Consider the following 15,286-nt stretch of genomic DNA (forward strand, 5'->3'; position numbering starts at 1 on the left):
CGTGCTGGCCGCCGCTGAAGCAAGGCAGTTCAGGCCGGCACGGGCGGCATGATCACATCGGGTTCGTCAGGTGCGCGCGGCGCACCGACGATCCACGCGAGCAACGCGTCATAGCTGGCGGCTTGCGGCGCCGTATTATCGAACATCAGCAGTTCTTCGCACAGGTCGCCACTCGGGACAAACCGGCGCTGCCGGTATTCGTCCCAGTGCGCGAGCTTGTACGCATCGTTCGGATTGTTCCGCGCGACGATGCGCTGGTGCGCCGTCTCTTCCGACGTATAGACCCACACGACGCGAATCTCGACATCTTCCGTCACGCCGAGCCACGCACGGTCAAACAGACGTCGGTCGCGGATCTCGCGCGACAACGGCCCGATCACGAGCGCGCTGATACCCAGCTCGAGATTTTCGCGCGCGGTGTCGATGAGCCCCTGATACTCGGGGTCGCGCAGATGCTGGAGAAAAAGCGGGCTGTCGCGGTCGTTCGGATCGCCAGTGAGCGCGCCCATCGCGGCTGCGCTGTAACGGCCGTAGAGCGTGTCCTTGTCGAGCAGACAGAAGGCCGTGCCGGTCGCGCGCGTCAGCGGCCTGATCAGGCGTTTCGCGAGTGTCGTCTTGCCCGTGCCCGCGTGGCCGCAGAAAAAAACCAGATGCGTCACAAACGCGTGTCCTTTGCACCGGGCGGCAACGCGTCCTTATCGGCCGCGACGCCGCTATCGCGTGCGAACGTATCGTTCGCCTCGAGCCACATCACGTTGATGATGCCAAAGCCGAGTGCAACGCCGATGCCGAGAATCCAGGTGAAATACCACATCGCAGTCTCCCTGTCGGTAAGGCCGCCGGACGCGCGACGCATTCAGCGGGCATGGCGCGATCATGACCAGGAAGACCGGGCCGCGCAAGAGGGTACAACGCGGGGTACAACGCGGCATGCCCGCGTGCGCGGCGTTGCCTGCAAGGCATAACCCGCAGGTATCATTGACACCGATCAAACGGCGCCGCCGGACGAGAAACGAGACAAGGGGACACCGAGATGCCGATGCGTCTGCCGGTTGCATGGAAAATCGCCGCGAGCGCGGCGCTGCTGGCGTGGCTGACATCGATCGCAGGCTGTGCCCCGACGCCCGCCGGGCCCGTGCCGTACAAGGACGTGACCGCCGAGCGCATCGTCAAGCAAGGCTACACCCAGCCGGAAGCCGGCAAGATCGCGGTCGATGTCCGCCGCGAGCGTTCCGGCGATGTCGTGATCCGCTTTCGCGACGCGCTCGTCTATGTGGACGGAGAACAGGTCACCGATCTGATGAACGGCGAACGCGTCGTGTTCTATCTCGTCCCGGGCATGCACCGGATCGCAGTTTCGACGCAGTTCGATCCCATCGTCGAAATCGAGTTCATGGTCACCGAAAAGTACACGAATCACGCCAGCATCACGTTCAATCAGGACCACCGGATCCAGTTGCGGCGTGTGCCGAGATGAAACACCCGTGAACATACCGGCCGCGCCCGCAATTCGGCATATCATCCGCACGAAGAATCGGTAACATGATGACCGCTCCATTCTCCGTACCCGGACAGGCCTCGCGCATCCACACCAGCGGCCCGTCTGCCGCTGTTATGAAGGTAATCAAACGATGCTGATCAACTGCGCTGCATACCAGGATGGCCGGAAACTGGCCGACATCGAGATCGACGACATCAGCATCTATGTGGCGAAGCCCGAGTGCTTCGTCTGGGTCGCGCTGAAAGATCCCGGCCCCGGCGAACTCGATGTGATGAAGCACGAGTTCGGCCTGCATGAACTGGCTGTCGAAGACGTCCGCAATGGCCACCAGCGTCCGAAAATCGAGGAATACGGCGATTCGCTCTTCGCCGTGATGCATACCATCGAAATGGACGAAGACGGCGAACTGGTGATCGGTGAAGTGGACGTGTTCGTCGGCCCGAACTATGTGCTGTCGGTGCGTAACCGGACCCGGCACGGGTTCCAGGAAGTACGCGCACGCTGCGAGCGCGAGCCGAAGCTGCTGAAGGAAGGTTCGGCCTTCGTGCTGTACGCGCTCGCAGACAATATCGTCGACCGCTACTTTCCGATTCTCGAAGCGCTTGGCGCCGAAATCGAGGAGATCGAGGATCGCATCTTCGGCAAGCACAGCCTCGCCACGTCGCGCGCGATCATCGAGGATCTGTATGCGTTAAAGCGCCGGCTCGTCCTGCTGGAGCATCACATCGCGCCGCTCCTCGAGGGCATCGGCCAGCTGACGGGCGGCCGCATTCCGACGATCTGTCAGGGCATGCAGGCGTATTTCCGCGATGTCTACGATCACCTCGACCGCATCGTGCGCACGATCGAAGGCCGGCGCGACATCATCGTGACGGCTGTTCAGGTCAATCTCGGGATGATCTCGCTTGCCGAGAACGAGGTGACCAAGCGCCTCGCTTCCTTCGCCGCGCTCTTTGCCGTGCCTACGATGATCGCCGGTATCTACGGGATGAATTTCCAGCAGATTCCCGAACTGCACTGGCAATACGGTTATCCGGCATGTATCGCCATGATGGCGTTGATCGATACGATTCTGTACTGGCGATTCAAGAAGGCAGGCTGGCTGTAGGCGTGGGCGGTGGCCAGTCCATCACATTGCGAGGGCGCCGGTGAAGGCGCCTTAACGCCGGGTTAGCGCCGGGTCAACGCCAGCCGCACCCCAAGCCCGATAAAGCCCGCGCCGACCACGCGATCGATCCAGCGTCGTACGAGCGGCTTCGAGCGCACCGCGCGCGCGGCGCGCGCCGCAAGCCACGCGACGACGCAGTCGTTGATGAGCCCAAGCGTCACGAACACCGCGCCCAGCACGAGAAAAGCGGCTGTCTTGTGCGGGCTGTCGGTGGCGACGAACTGCGGGAAGAACGCGATATAGAAGAGCAGCACCTTCGGGTTGGACGCGTTCGTCACGAAGCCGCGAAAGAGCAGGGTGCCGCGCGATAACTGCGTCGCAGCACCGTTATCCGCGCTGCCAGCCGGGCTGGCGCCCGGCCACAGCATCCGCAGACCGAGCCACGTCAGGTACGCCGCGCCGATCCACTTGATCGCGTCGAACGCGCCGGGCGATGCCGCAATCAGCGCGGTCAGGCCCACCGCGCATGCGACCGTATGCGCGCAGCCACCCAGCGATACGCCCAGCGCCGAGAGCATGCCGGCGCGCCGGCCCTGCGCGATGCTCTGGCCCGCCACGTAGGCGATATCGGGCCCGGGCGTCAGATTGAGCGCGGTCACGGCGACGAGAAACAGCGGAAACTGGACGATCCCGAACATGGCATGCCCCGTCCTTGTCGGCGAAGAGGTTGCGTCGATCATAGCGAAATCGCACCCGCCCTGCAGGGGCCACCGCGGACGGGCAGAATCACCGCGTTCTTCCCGCTTGCAGCGCGCGCAATAAAAGGCCAGCATAAGCGGCCCGTCTGTGTTCAACCGTGCATCGGATGGGATAACCTCAACGCCGGACCGAGTGAGAGACCTTGCCAGAACCCAGTCTTGCGGCACACCACACGGCTTGCCGCCCGAGTTGCATCTCGCACGCGCGCGGCATCGTTGCGTGTGCGCTGCAACACGGCCAGCCGTTGACATATCCGACAGGCTGCGTTGAGAATAGGCCCCGCAAACGTTTGCGCGCAATCAAAAATACGGCTCTTACGGAGCCCCAACAACTGGAGATACGCATGAACCTCCGCATTCGCCGCCGCGTTCTGGCGGCCACTGTCGTGCTCACCGCTGCCGCCGTTCTGCCCGTTTCGAGTGCTTACGCACAGGCTGCCCACAAGCCCAAGGTCGCGCTCGTCATGAAGTCCCTCGCCAACGAGTTCTTCCTCACCATGGAAACCGGCGCGAAGGATTATCAGAAACACAATCCGAACAACTTCGACCTGATCACCAACGGCATCAAGGACGAGACCGATACCGCGAACCAGATCCGCATCGTCGAACAGATGATCGTGTCGAAGGTCGATGTGATCGTGCTCGCGCCGGCCGATTCGAAGGCCCTCGTGCCGGTCGTGAAGAAGGCCGTTGATGCCGGCATCATCGTCGTCAACATCGACAACCGGCTCGATCCGGACGTGCTGAAGTCGAAAGATCTCAACGTGCCGTTCGTCGGTCCGGATAACCGCAAGGGCGCGCAAAAGGTGGGCGACTACCTTGCGAAGAAGCTGAAATCGGGCGATGAAGTTGCCATCCTCGAAGGCGTGTCGACGACCACCAACGCACAGCAGCGTACCGCGGGCTTTAAGGATGCGATGCAGACCGTCGGTGCGAAGGTCGTGTCCGTGCAGTCGGGCGAGTGGGAGATCGACAAGGGCAACGCGGTGGCGTCGGCCATGCTCAGCGAGCATCCAGGCGTGAAGGCGCTACTCGCGGGCAACGACAACATGGCGATCGGCGCCGTGTCGGCCGTGCGCGCAGCGGGCAAGCAGGGCAAGGTCTACGTGGTGGGTTACGACAACATCAACGCGATCAGGCCGATGCTGAAGGACGGCCGCGTGCTCGCCACCGCCGACCAGTACGCAGCCAAGCAGGCCGTGTTCGGTATCGATACCGGGCTGAAGGCGATCAACGAGCACAAGAAGCAGTCGGAGCTGTCCGGCGTGGTTGAAACGCCGGTCGACCTCATCACGAAGTAACGGCCGACCCGTTACGCGCAGGCCCGTGGACCGGCGCCGCTTTCGCGCACGCCGGTCCATTGGGTTGCAACAGGCGCTCAAGAAAGGCGCGCCGCCGCCGTTATTGCACAGATAACGTCATGGCGGCAGGCTGCCGGACCGCGCGCATCCAGCCATGCCGCGCCTCGCCCGCGCCCGGCCGGCATGACACAGGCAGCGCCCACCGGCCTTTTCGCGCGACGAACATCGCATGAAAGCCGGCGTGGACACTGCAAGAACAGGATTGCGATGGATTTGACCGCACAGGATGTACAGCCGGCCATATTGTCCGTCACAGGCATCGGCAAGACGTATGTCGAACCGGTGCTCGCCGACGTCGACCTCGAACTGCACGCAGGCGAGGTGCTGGCGCTCACGGGCGAAAACGGCGCGGGCAAGAGCACGCTGTCGAAGATCATCGGCGGTCTGGTCGATCCGACGACCGGTTCGATGCACCTCGACGGCAACGCGTATGCGCCCGCCAGCCGGACCGCCGCGGAAGCGCTCGGCGTGCGGATGGTGATGCAGGAGCTGAACCTGCTGCCGACGTTATCGGTGGCGGAGAATCTCTTCCTGAACCATCTGCCGCAAAGCGGGCTGCTGCGCTTCGGCTGGATCGACCGCCGCAAGCTGCGCGAGGACGCGCGCGAAGCGATGGCGCAGGTCGGGCTCGATGCGATCGACCCGGACACGCTCGTCGGCGAACTCGGCATCGGGCATCAGCAGATGGTCGAGATCGCGCGCAACCTGATCGGCGACTGTCGCGTGCTGATCCTCGACGAGCCGACCGCGATGCTGACTTCGCGCGAAGTGGACCTGCTGTTCGAGCAGATCGCCCGGCTGAAATCGCGCGGCGTGGCGCTGGTCTACATCTCGCACCGGCTCGAAGAACTGGCGCGGGTGGCTGAACAGGTCGCGATTTTGCGCGACGGCAAGCTGGTGCACGTGGACCGGATGGCGAACCTGACGAGCGACCGGATCGTCACGCTGATGGTGGGCCGCGAGATCGGCGAACGGATCGATCTCGGCGTGCGCAACATCGGCGCGCCGCTCCTGAAAGTGGACGGCATGGGACGCGCGGATGTCGTGCGCGACGTATCGTTCGAGGTGCGCGCCGGCGAGATTTTCGGCGTGAGCGGGTTGATCGGCGCGGGTCGCACCGAACTGATGCGGCTGATTTACGGCGCCGACGTGAAGGATCGCGGCACGGTATCACTGGCGCCGTCGCCGGGTGCTGCGCCCGTGCCGGTGCAGATCGCTTCGCCCTCCGACGCGGTCCGTCAGGGCGTTGCGCTCATCACCGAGGATCGCAAGGGCGAAGGCCTGCTGCTGCCGCAGCCCATCGCGGCGAATGTGTCGCTGGGCAATGTTGGCAGCGTCGCGCGTCACGGCGTGATCGACGCGAAACGCGAAGACGCACTGGCGCAGAAGCAGATTCAGGCGATGCGGATTCGCAGCGCCGGGCCGGCCCAACCGGTCAGCGAGCTGTCGGGCGGCAACCAGCAAAAGGTCGTGATCGGCCGCTGGCTCGCGCGCGACTGCAAGGTGCTGCTCTTCGACGAACCGACGCGCGGCATCGATGTCGGCGCGAAGTTCGATATTTATGGATTGATGGGCACGCTGGCGCGCGAGGGCCGGGCGCTCGTCGTCGTGTCGAGTGATCTGCGCGAACTGATGCTGATCTGCGACCGGATCGGCGTGATGTCGGCGGGACGCATGACGGGCATTTTCAGCCGGGACGACTGGTCGCAGGACGCGCTGCTTGCAGCGGCGTTCGCCGGTTACCGGAGCCGCGAGGCGCTGCTCCACGCGCCCGCCACGCATGAAGCAGGGAGTGTGTCATGACGAATTTGACGAACCCGCCGGACGCCGTGCCGCCGACCGACCCGTCGGCGCCGATTCCAGCGGGAAAACCGGCCGGCACGCGCCTCGGCTTTTCGAATTACCTCGGTCTCGCCGGCGCGCTGCTTGCGATGATCGCGCTGTTCTCGGTACTGAGTTCGCATTTCCTGACGTACGACACGTTCGTCACGATCGCCAACCAGATTCCCGACCTCGTCGTGATGTCGGTCGGCATGACGTTCGTGCTGATCATCGCGGGCATCGACCTGTCGGTGGGTTCGGTGCTGGCGCTGGGCGCGTCGGTGGTCAGCGTGGCTGCGCTGAAGTGGCACTGGGGACCGTTTCCCGCCGCGCTCATCGGCCTCGCGGCCGCTGCGCTGACGGGCACGGTGACGGGCGCGGTCACGGTCGGCTGGCGGATTCCATCGTTTATCGTGTCGCTGGGCGTGCTGGAAGCAGCACGGGGTCTCGCTTACCAGATGACGAATTCGCGCACCGCCTACATCGGCGACGCGTTCGATTTTCTGTCGAACCCGATTGCCGTCGGCATTTCGCCGGCGTTCCTGATCGCGGTCGCGGTGATGATCGTCGCGCAGTTCGTGTTGACGCGTACCGTGTTCGGCCGCTATCTGGTCGGCATCGGCACGAATGAAGAAGCCGTGCGGCTCGCGGGCGTCAATCCGCGGCCGTACAAGATCATCGTGTTCGCGCTGATGGGCGCACTGTCGGGGCTGGCCGCGCTGTTCCAGATTTCGCGTCTCGAAGCCGCGGATCCGAACGCGGGCGTCGGGCTGGAGCTGCAGGTGATCGCCGCCGTCGTGATCGGCGGCACGAGCCTGATGGGCGGGCGCGGTTCCGTGATCAGCACCTTCTTCGGCGTGTTGATCATCTCGGTGCTGGCAGCGGGTCTCGCACAGATTGGCGCGAATGAGCCGACCAAGCGCATCATCACCGGGGCGGTGATCGTGGTCGCGGTCGTGCTCGATACGTATCGCAGCCGGCGCAAGCGGAAGGCATAGGGGCAGCGCGGTACATGTAGCGGCAGTCAGTTGGGGGTAGCGAGCAGTTGCAGGAAGATGAAACTGGGCCAGTCATTGATTGAAAAAGCCGGCGGTGGACGCAAAAAACGCGTCGCATGACAGACCGGCTAGCAACAAGAACTAGCGGGAGAAACGGGTTATGGCGACGATCAAGGATGTGGCGGCCGTGGCCGGCGTGTCGTTCACGACGGTGTCGCATGTCGTGAACAATTCACGACCGGTGTCGGCCGATGTGCGCGCGAAGGTCGAACGCGCGATCAGCCAGCTCCACTATGTACCGTCAGCGGTTGCACGCTCGCTGAAGGCACGCGCGACCGCAACGATTGGTCTCGTGGTACCGAACAGCACGAATCCCTATTTCGCGGAGCTTGCGCGCGGTATCGAGGACGGTTGCGCGCGCAACGGCTACTGTGTGTTCTTCTGCAACTCCGACGACGACCCGGCCAAGCAGCGGAACTATCTGCGCGTGCTGCAGGAAAAGCGCATCGACGGGCTGATCATCGCCTCGGCCGGCGACGATGCAGTGCTGGCACAGAGTCTTGCTGACGCGCGCGAACCGCTCGTCGTTGTCGACCGGAATATCGAAGGTCTGAACGCCGATCTCGTCCAGATCGACCATGAAAAGGGCGCCTACCTGGCGACGCGGCATCTGCTCGAACTGGGCCATGCGCGGATCGGCTGCATTACCGGCCCCGTGGAGACAGCGGTGAGCGCGATGCGTGTGCACGGCTTTATTCGTGCGATGACGGAGCGCGGCATCGAGATTCCGGCGGGGGCGATCGTCGAAAGCGATTTTTCCGGCATGGGCGGGCATCGCGCTGCCAGCGAACTGTTCAACACCGTGGCCCCGAGCGCGATTTTCGCGGGCAACGACATGATGGGCATCGGTGCGCTGCGCGCAGCGGCCGAGCGCGGCATCAGCGTGCCGCGGGACTGTTCGATCATCGGTTTCGACGATATCGAACTGGGACGCTTCACATATCCGGCGCTGTCGACGGTCGGCCAGTCGGTGCGTGCGCTCGGCGACATGGCCGCGCAGACGCTGCTCGAACGCATCACCGGCGTGACGGACGCGCCGACCCGCCGGCGCGTGGTGGCGCCGCGGCTGATCATTCGCGAGTCGACTGCGGCGTTCATGGGCACAGGGCGGCGTCGCGCTGCGGCCTGATTTATCACGGGAAACCGCGGATCTCGCAGGTTCCATCGCGGCACGGCAGTGCTGAAAGTTGAAGGAGACGGATGTGGCAATAGAAGGAACGCGCGGCCGGGTTGCCGTAGTGGGCAGCCTGAACATGGATCTCGTCGCGCGTGCGCCGCGTCTGCCGCGCCCCGGCGAGACGCTCGCCGGACACGCATTCGCCCAGGTTGCAGGCGGCAAGGGCGGCAATCAGGCCGTCGCCGCGGCCCGGCTTGGCGCGCAGGTCGCGATGATCGGCTGCGTCGGCCCCGATGCCAACGGGGCGCAGCTGCGCGCGGGTCTCGAAGCGGAGGGCATCGACTGCGAGGCGGTCGAAACGAGCGAGACGGCCTCGACCGGCGTCGCGCTGATCATCGTCGATGACGGCAGCCAGAACGCGATCGTCATCGTGGCCGGCAGCAATGGCGAAGTCACGCCTGCGAGCGTCGCGCGCCACGAAGCGGCGCTGGCGGCGGCCGATGTCGTCGTCTGCCAGCTGGAAACGCCACCCGGGACCGTCAAGGCCGCACTTGCAGCGGCTCGACGTCTGGGCAAGACCGTCATCCTGAATCCGGCGCCGGCCACCGGTCCCTTGCCGGCCGACTGGCTGCCGCTCGTCGATTATCTGATTCCGAACGAACTCGAAGCGGCGACCCTGACGGGCCTGCCGGTCAACACGCCCGAGGATGCCGCGAATGCCGCCGCAGCGCTTCGCCGGGCAGGCGCGCGCAACGTGCTGGTCACGCTGGGTGCGCAGGGCGTGCATGTTTCGCTGGAAAGCGGGCAATCCGCGCATTACGCGGCGCCGAAGGTGAAAGCGGTGGATACGACAGCGGCGGGCGATACGTTTATCGGCGGCCTCGCGGCGCAACTCGCCGGGGGCGTGTCCGTCGATGATGCGATCCGCTTCGCGCAGCGGGCGGCGGCGCTGTCCGTCACGCGGGAGGGCGCGCAGCCATCCATCCCGTACCGCGCGGAAGTGACCCTCTAACCCTCCTCTCAGGATGTGGGGTTATTGTAATTTTTACAGCAATACATCGCAGTATTAATCAGACAATATAAAAGCTTCAAGTCCTGTTTAGCGGTGCCGTAAACCCGTTAGAGCTTCGGTTCTATTACCGGAGCAAACGTGTGCGCGGCGTGCTTTTCGTGCTGCGCATGCCAATTCTCATTCGACGGAATACGGGAAGAAGCATGTTGAACAAGGGCATCACGATCAAGACGCGCATCGGATTGACGATGGCGTTTCTCGCTGCACTGTTGATCGTTATCGGCGTACTCGGCCTGTTTGGGATGGGCCGCTCGAACGAAGCTTATCGCGACACTTTCACCAACCAGATGCCAAGTGCCGAAAGTATCGGCACGGCCGAACTGTTCGTCGCACGCGAGCGCCTTGCGCTCGACCGCGCTGCATTCCAGATCGGCACCCCGGACGCCGCACAGACACTCGAACGCGCGCGCCTCATGCGCTCGAAGTCGGAAGCGGCCTGGAAGAAATACATGGACCTGCCGCGCGGGGCCGAAGAAGACCGCCTGGCGCAGGATGTGGACGCGAAACGCGCGGCGGAATATCAGGTCGCGGACGCATTCGCCGCCGCGGTCACGGCCAATGAGCAGGCGAAGCTCCTCGATCTGGCCAAGCAGTTGCAGGCGGCTCATAACGAACTGTCTTCTGCGGACGAAACGCTGAGCAAATTCCAGTTCACCCAGGCGCAGAAAGGTTTCGACGGCGCGCAAGCCAGTTTCGCGACGTTCCGCATCGTGACGATCGTTGCGATCGCCGCAGGCATACTCGCCGCGCTCTTCTCGAACATCACGCTGCGTGCCGCGATTTCCCGCCCGCTCAGCGACGCCATCGCGCACTTCGATGCCATCGCTGCCGGCGACCTGCGTCGCCCGGTTGTGGTGCGAACGCGTGACGAAATGGGCCTGTTGCTGGAAGGCGTCGGCCGGATGCAGCGCAGTCTGGTCGAGACGGTGCGCTCGGTGCGCTCCGGTAGCGAATCGATCGCCACGGCGACGCGCCAGATCGCGGCTGGCAACACTGACCTGTCGTCGCGTACGGAAGAGCAGGCTTCGGCGTTGCAGGAAACCGCGTCGAGCATGGAAGAGCTCACCGGCACCGTGAAGCAGAACGCCGACAACGCCCGCCAGGCGAGCGCGCTGGCGGCGAATGCGTCGGAGATCGCGAACAAGGGCAGTGCGGTGGTCGGCCAGGTCGTCGGCACCATGGGCGACATCAACCAGAGCTCGGCGAGGATCGCCGACATCATCTCGATCATCGAAGGCATCGCGTTCCAGACCAACATTCTCGCGCTGAACGCGGCCGTCGAAGCGGCCCGCGCCGGTGAGGAAGGCCGCGGCTTCGCGGTCGTGGCAGGCGAAGTGCGCAGCCTCGCGCAGCGTTCGTCGGCGGCGGCCAAGGAAATCAAGGAACTGATCGACACGTCGGTGGAGCGCGTACAGTCGGGCTCCGCGCTCGTTGACGAAGCGGGCCGCACGATGACCGAGATCATCGGTGCAGTGCAGCGTGTGACCGACATCATGGGCGAAATCGCCGCGGCTTCGGAAGAGCAGAGCAGCGGGATCGACCAGGTCGCCCGCGCCGTCACGCAGATGGATGAAGTGACCCAGCAGAACGCGGCGCTCGTTGAGGAAGCGGCGGCGGCGGCACAATCGCTCGAAGATCAGGCCGGCAAGCTGCGCACGGCTGTCGCCGTATTCCATCTGGACGAAAGCGCGGCCGTCTCGAGCCCGGCTGCAGCTGCACGCATGCCTGCACGTCGGGCGATGCCGGCAGTGGTGCGCAAGGCCGCGCCGGCCGCTCGGGCGAAGGCAGCAAGTCTTGCGCCTGCACTGGCTGTAGCCGCCGCGCCTGTCGCGGCCGTGCGCGCGCCGTCCGTGGCGACGGCTGGCGGCGACAAGGACTGGGAAACCTTCTGACGGGCACGGCGGCGCTGTGGCGCCGCTCGGGCAGGATCAAAAGACCGGGGTTGCAGACGCAACCACGGTCTTTTTTTTGTCTTCAGAATAGCGACATGACCCGGGATCGACGCGCTTCCGGTACATTGTCGGGCGCGAAGGTTGCTCGCGCGGCATGATCATCCATCGTCCGTTGCCGGGCGATGCCACTCCGAAGCTGTGAAGAAGCCAGTAAACGCGAAGCGCGTTAAGCGCGATAGTTGAAAGGGATCCGGGATGACGCAATACGACCTCGCCACACGCCTTGTGGAAGCGCGCCAGCAGCACCGACCGGTCGAAGGGCTGCCGCAGGACAGCCTGCCACCCGACGCGGCCAGCGCTTACGCGATCCAGCAGGCCGTCATCGCCGGACTGGGCACCACCACGGGCGGCTGGAAAATCGGCGCCAAAGCCCCGGGGGGCGCCGCCTCGGGTGCGCCGATTCCGGCGCCACTGGTGCTGGCTTCGCCCGCGCGCGTCGCCCACAGCGCGTTCTTTCGCGTCCTGCTGGAACTCGAGGTTGCGTTCCGTTTCGCCGAGCCGATCGAGCCGCGCAACGTCGCCTATGCGCGCGATGAGGTGCTATCCCGCGTCGGCGCAGTGCTGCCGGCCATCGAGATCGTCGACAGTCGCTTCGACGACTGGCCCGACGTTGCGCCGCTCGCGCAGCTGGCCGACGCACAGAACAACGGCGCGCTCATTACGGGCCCGTCCGTGCCGTATGCGGGCTTCGCGCGCACATTCGACTTCGTTTCACCTCAACTCGAGCTGACGTTCAACGGCACCTCGCTCGTGCCCGAGTCGACCGGCAATCCGGCCGGCGACCCGCGCGAACTGCTCGTCTGGTTTGTTAACCATTGCGCCGCAATGGGTATCGCGATCGAACCGGAATGGACCATCACCACCGGCACGTATGTGGGCGCGCACCGCATCAGTGAGCCGGGTACCGTGCATGGTCACATTCACGGTCTCGGCGAAGTGGATATCGTCCTGACATAAGTGGCCGGCCTGGCATGCGTCGAGATGTGGGCATGTGACCTGCATACCGCGCCGGCCTGTCCGTTCATCTGCCTCTGCAACGTTGCCCCAACGTCGCCCGCTGCACGGGCGAATCCATCTGTTACACATCCCGTTACACGAGATAGTGGGACGCACTGCATCCAGCTGCAGTGCGTGCCCGTACCTGCCGTAAACCCGTTTATGTGCACCGGCAGCGTACATCGCGCGTTGTGGGTAAGAAGCAGGGACGTAGCGTTGAACACGCATGATGTAACACAACTGAAGGTGGTCGCGCGCACACGCGTTGCGCGCGTAATGTGCGCAGGCAGACATCAGAACCAGCGTGCGTTTGCGATTGTCTGATTGACGGAGCATTTATGCTGTATGAGCAGCGAAAGCGTCAGCGATGACGCCGGCTTGAATGCTGCGGTACGGGCCGCGGGGGCTCGCGGAGCGCTAGATTGTAGGTGACCCGAAATTGCTTTGCGAGAGGACGAATGTAACGACGCGGTTACGGGGCGATTTTCGCAACGTAGTTCGTGAAAAAAAATTTAAAAGGGTTTAGGATGAATTCGAGCGATGTTGTTTCCGATTAGCGCGCCGCGCACAGCATCGGTCTAGACTTCGGCGAGGAGGTAGCATGGATATCTACGGCAGTTTCGCGACCCGCTTCGAGAAAACCCGGGAGGATGAGCTCTCGCTCGAGGAGTATCTCGCGCTCTGCAAAGACAATCCCGCCGCGTACGCCACGGCAGGCGAACGCATGTTGACAGCAATTGGGGAACCCGAACAGGTCGACACTCGCAACGATCCGCGCATGTCGCGCATCTTCGCGAACAAGGTGATCAAGGTATACCCCGCGTTCCGTGAGTTCTACGGAATGGAAGAAGTCATTGAGCAGGTGGTCGCGTACTTCCGGCACTCGGCTCAAGGGCTCGAAGAAAAGAAACAGATTCTGTATCTTCTCGGGCCGGTCGGCGGTGGCAAGTCGTCGATTGCGGAACGTCTCAAGCAACTGGCCGAACGCGTACCGTTCTATGCGATCAAGGGATCGCCCGTGAACGAATCGCCACTCGGGTTATTCGATTACGACGAGGACGGTCCGATCCTCGAAGAACAATACGGCATTCCACGCCGCTACCTCAAAACCATTCTCAGTCCGTGGGCCGTCAAGCGCCTTCACGAATACAACGGCGACATCCGCAAGTTCCGCGTCGTGCGTCGTTACCCGTCGATCCTCCGGCAGATCGGTATTGCAAAGACCGAACCGGGCGACGAGAACAATCAGGACATTTCTTCGCTGGTCGGCAAGGTCGACATCCGCAAGCTCGAACAGTACGCACAGGACGATGCTGACGCGTATAGCTACTCCGGCGGCCTGTGTCTCGCGAATCAGGGCCTGCTCGAGTTCGTCGAAATGTTCAAGGCGCCGATCAAGGTGCTGCACCCACTGCTCACAGCAACGCAGGAAGGCAACTTCAAGGGCACGGAAGGCTTCGGCGCGATTCCTTTCGACGGCATCATTCTCGCCCACTCGAACGAGTCGGAATGGAAGGCATTCCGCAACAACCGCAACAACGAAGCACTGCTGGATCGTATCTTCGTCGTGAAGGTGCCGTACTGCCTGCGCTACGGTGAAGAAATGAAGATCTACGAGAAGCTCATTCGAAATTCTTCGCTGGCGAATGCCGTATGTTCGCCGGGTACGTTGAAGATGATGTCGCAGTTCTCGGTGTTGACGCGTCTGCATGAACCGGAGAATTCGAGCCTCTTTTCGAAGATGCAGGTGTACGACGGCGAAAACCTGAAGGACACCGATCCGAAAGCAAAATCGTTCCAGGAGTATCGCGATTTTGCGGGTGTCGACGAAGGCATGACCGGTGTCTCGACGCGCTTCGCGTTCAAGATCCTGTCGCGTGTCTTCAACTTCGATTCGACCGAAGTCGCTGCGAACCCGGTGCATCTGATGTATGTGCTTGAACAGCAGATCGAGCGTGAGCAGTTCCCGCCCGAAACCGAGCAGAAGTATCTGTCTTTCGTGAAGGACGTGCTGGCCTCGCGCTACGCGGAATTCATCGGCAAGGAAATCCAGACCGCTTATCTGGAGTCTTATTCCGAATACGGGCAGAACATCTTCGATCGCTATGTGACGTATGCGGATTTCTGGATTCAGGATCAGGAGTTCCGCGACCACGACACTGGCGAGAGCTTCGACCGTGCGGCGCTGAATGCCGAACTGGAGAAGATCGAGAAGCCCGCGGGTATCAGCAACCCGAAGGACTTCCGCAACGAGATCGTCAATTTCGTGCTGCGTGCGCGTGCTGCGAATGCCGGGAAGAATCCGGCGTGGATCAGCTACGAGAAACTGCGCGTCGTGATCGAAAAGAAGATGTTCTCGAACACAGAAGAACTTTTGCCGGTCATCTCTTTCAATGCGAAAGGGTCGGCGGAGGAGCAGCGCAAGCACGAGGACTTCGTCAACCGGATGGTTGCCAAGGGATACACACCGAAGCAGGTGCGACTCCTTTGCGACTGGTATCTGCGTGTGCGCAAGTCGTCATGACATACGAGGCGTATCGCC

At 63.2% G+C, this 15,286-nt stretch carries 13 protein-coding genes; 10 read left to right on the forward strand and 3 right to left on the reverse strand.

Features of this window, described 5'->3' with window-relative positions:
- Positions 1 to 29: 29 nt before the first annotated feature.
- Both P3T16_RS18180 and cydX read right to left on the reverse strand, forming a co-directional pair.
- Positions 30 to 659, reverse strand: a complete 630-nt coding sequence (locus P3T16_RS18180) for an AAA family ATPase (RefSeq protein ID WP_429343315.1) — start codon at positions 657 to 659, stop codon at positions 30 to 32.
- Complete coding sequence (gene cydX / locus P3T16_RS18185) at positions 656 to 814, reverse strand: cytochrome bd-I oxidase subunit CydX (protein WP_429258941.1); 159 nt, start codon at positions 812 to 814, stop codon at positions 656 to 658. The genes P3T16_RS18180 and cydX overlap by 4 nt, the downstream gene beginning before the upstream one ends.
- 219 nt (positions 815 to 1,033) lie before the next feature.
- On the opposite strand from cydX, the gene P3T16_RS18190 reads away from it, so the two are divergent.
- Positions 1,034 to 1,477 (forward strand): hypothetical protein, encoded by a 444-nt coding sequence (locus tag P3T16_RS18190; protein WP_429343316.1) that lies wholly within the window; start codon positions 1,034 to 1,036, stop codon positions 1,475 to 1,477.
- Positions 1,478 to 1,631: 154 nt separating this feature from the next.
- The gene (gene corA / locus P3T16_RS18195) at positions 1,632 to 2,609 is read left to right on the forward strand and encodes a magnesium/cobalt transporter CorA (protein ID WP_429343317.1); all 978 of its coding nucleotides are present in this window, start codon (positions 1,632 to 1,634) and stop codon (positions 2,607 to 2,609) included.
- A 62-nt stretch (positions 2,610 to 2,671) separates the two neighbouring features.
- On the opposite strand, the gene P3T16_RS18200 is transcribed toward corA, so the two are convergent.
- On the reverse strand, positions 2,672 to 3,307 hold the full coding sequence (locus P3T16_RS18200) for a LysE family translocator (RefSeq protein ID WP_429343318.1): 636 nt from the start codon (positions 3,305 to 3,307) through the stop codon (positions 2,672 to 2,674).
- Positions 3,308 to 3,711: 404 nt separating this feature from the next.
- Here P3T16_RS18200 and P3T16_RS18205 point away from each other — a divergent pair, with 404 nt between their 5' ends.
- The 8 genes from P3T16_RS18205 to P3T16_RS18240 all read left to right on the forward strand — a co-directional run bounded on the left by P3T16_RS18205 (position 3,712) and on the right by P3T16_RS18240 (position 15,268).
- Complete coding sequence (locus P3T16_RS18205; protein ID WP_429343319.1) at positions 3,712 to 4,668, forward strand: sugar ABC transporter substrate-binding protein; 957 nt, start codon at positions 3,712 to 3,714, stop codon at positions 4,666 to 4,668.
- 267 nt (positions 4,669 to 4,935) lie between these two features.
- Positions 4,936 to 6,531: a sugar ABC transporter ATP-binding protein gene (locus tag P3T16_RS18210; RefSeq protein WP_429343320.1), complete on the forward strand. Its 1,596-nt coding sequence runs from the start codon at positions 4,936 to 4,938 to the stop codon at positions 6,529 to 6,531.
- Entirely contained in the window at positions 6,528 to 7,547 is a 1,020-nt protein-coding gene (locus P3T16_RS18215; RefSeq protein WP_429258844.1) for an ABC transporter permease, read from the forward strand. Before P3T16_RS18210 ends, P3T16_RS18215 begins: the two co-directional genes overlap by 4 nt.
- Before the next feature lie 160 nt (positions 7,548 to 7,707).
- Positions 7,708 to 8,736, forward strand: a complete 1,029-nt coding sequence (locus tag P3T16_RS18220) for a LacI family DNA-binding transcriptional regulator (protein WP_429343321.1) — start codon at positions 7,708 to 7,710, stop codon at positions 8,734 to 8,736.
- 73 nt (positions 8,737 to 8,809) lie between these two features.
- Positions 8,810 to 9,736 (forward strand): ribokinase, encoded by a 927-nt coding sequence (gene rbsK / locus P3T16_RS18225; protein ID WP_429343322.1) that lies wholly within the window; start codon positions 8,810 to 8,812, stop codon positions 9,734 to 9,736.
- A 203-nt stretch (positions 9,737 to 9,939) separates the two neighbouring features.
- Positions 9,940 to 11,688, forward strand: coding sequence for a methyl-accepting chemotaxis protein (locus P3T16_RS18230; RefSeq protein ID WP_429343323.1), 1,749 nt, complete (start codon positions 9,940 to 9,942; stop codon positions 11,686 to 11,688).
- Positions 11,689 to 11,943: 255 nt separating this feature from the next.
- On the forward strand, positions 11,944 to 12,705 hold the full coding sequence (locus P3T16_RS18235) for a 2-keto-4-pentenoate hydratase (protein ID WP_429258840.1): 762 nt from the start codon (positions 11,944 to 11,946) through the stop codon (positions 12,703 to 12,705).
- 640 nt (positions 12,706 to 13,345) lie between these two features.
- On the forward strand, positions 13,346 to 15,268 hold the full coding sequence (locus P3T16_RS18240) for a PrkA family serine protein kinase (RefSeq protein ID WP_429258839.1): 1,923 nt from the start codon (positions 13,346 to 13,348) through the stop codon (positions 15,266 to 15,268).
- The last annotated feature ends 18 nt before the right edge of the window (positions 15,269 to 15,286 follow it).

This window comes from Paraburkholderia sp. GAS42 (assembly GCF_050436565.1).
GTDB lineage: Bacteria > Pseudomonadota > Gammaproteobacteria > Burkholderiales > Burkholderiaceae > Paraburkholderia.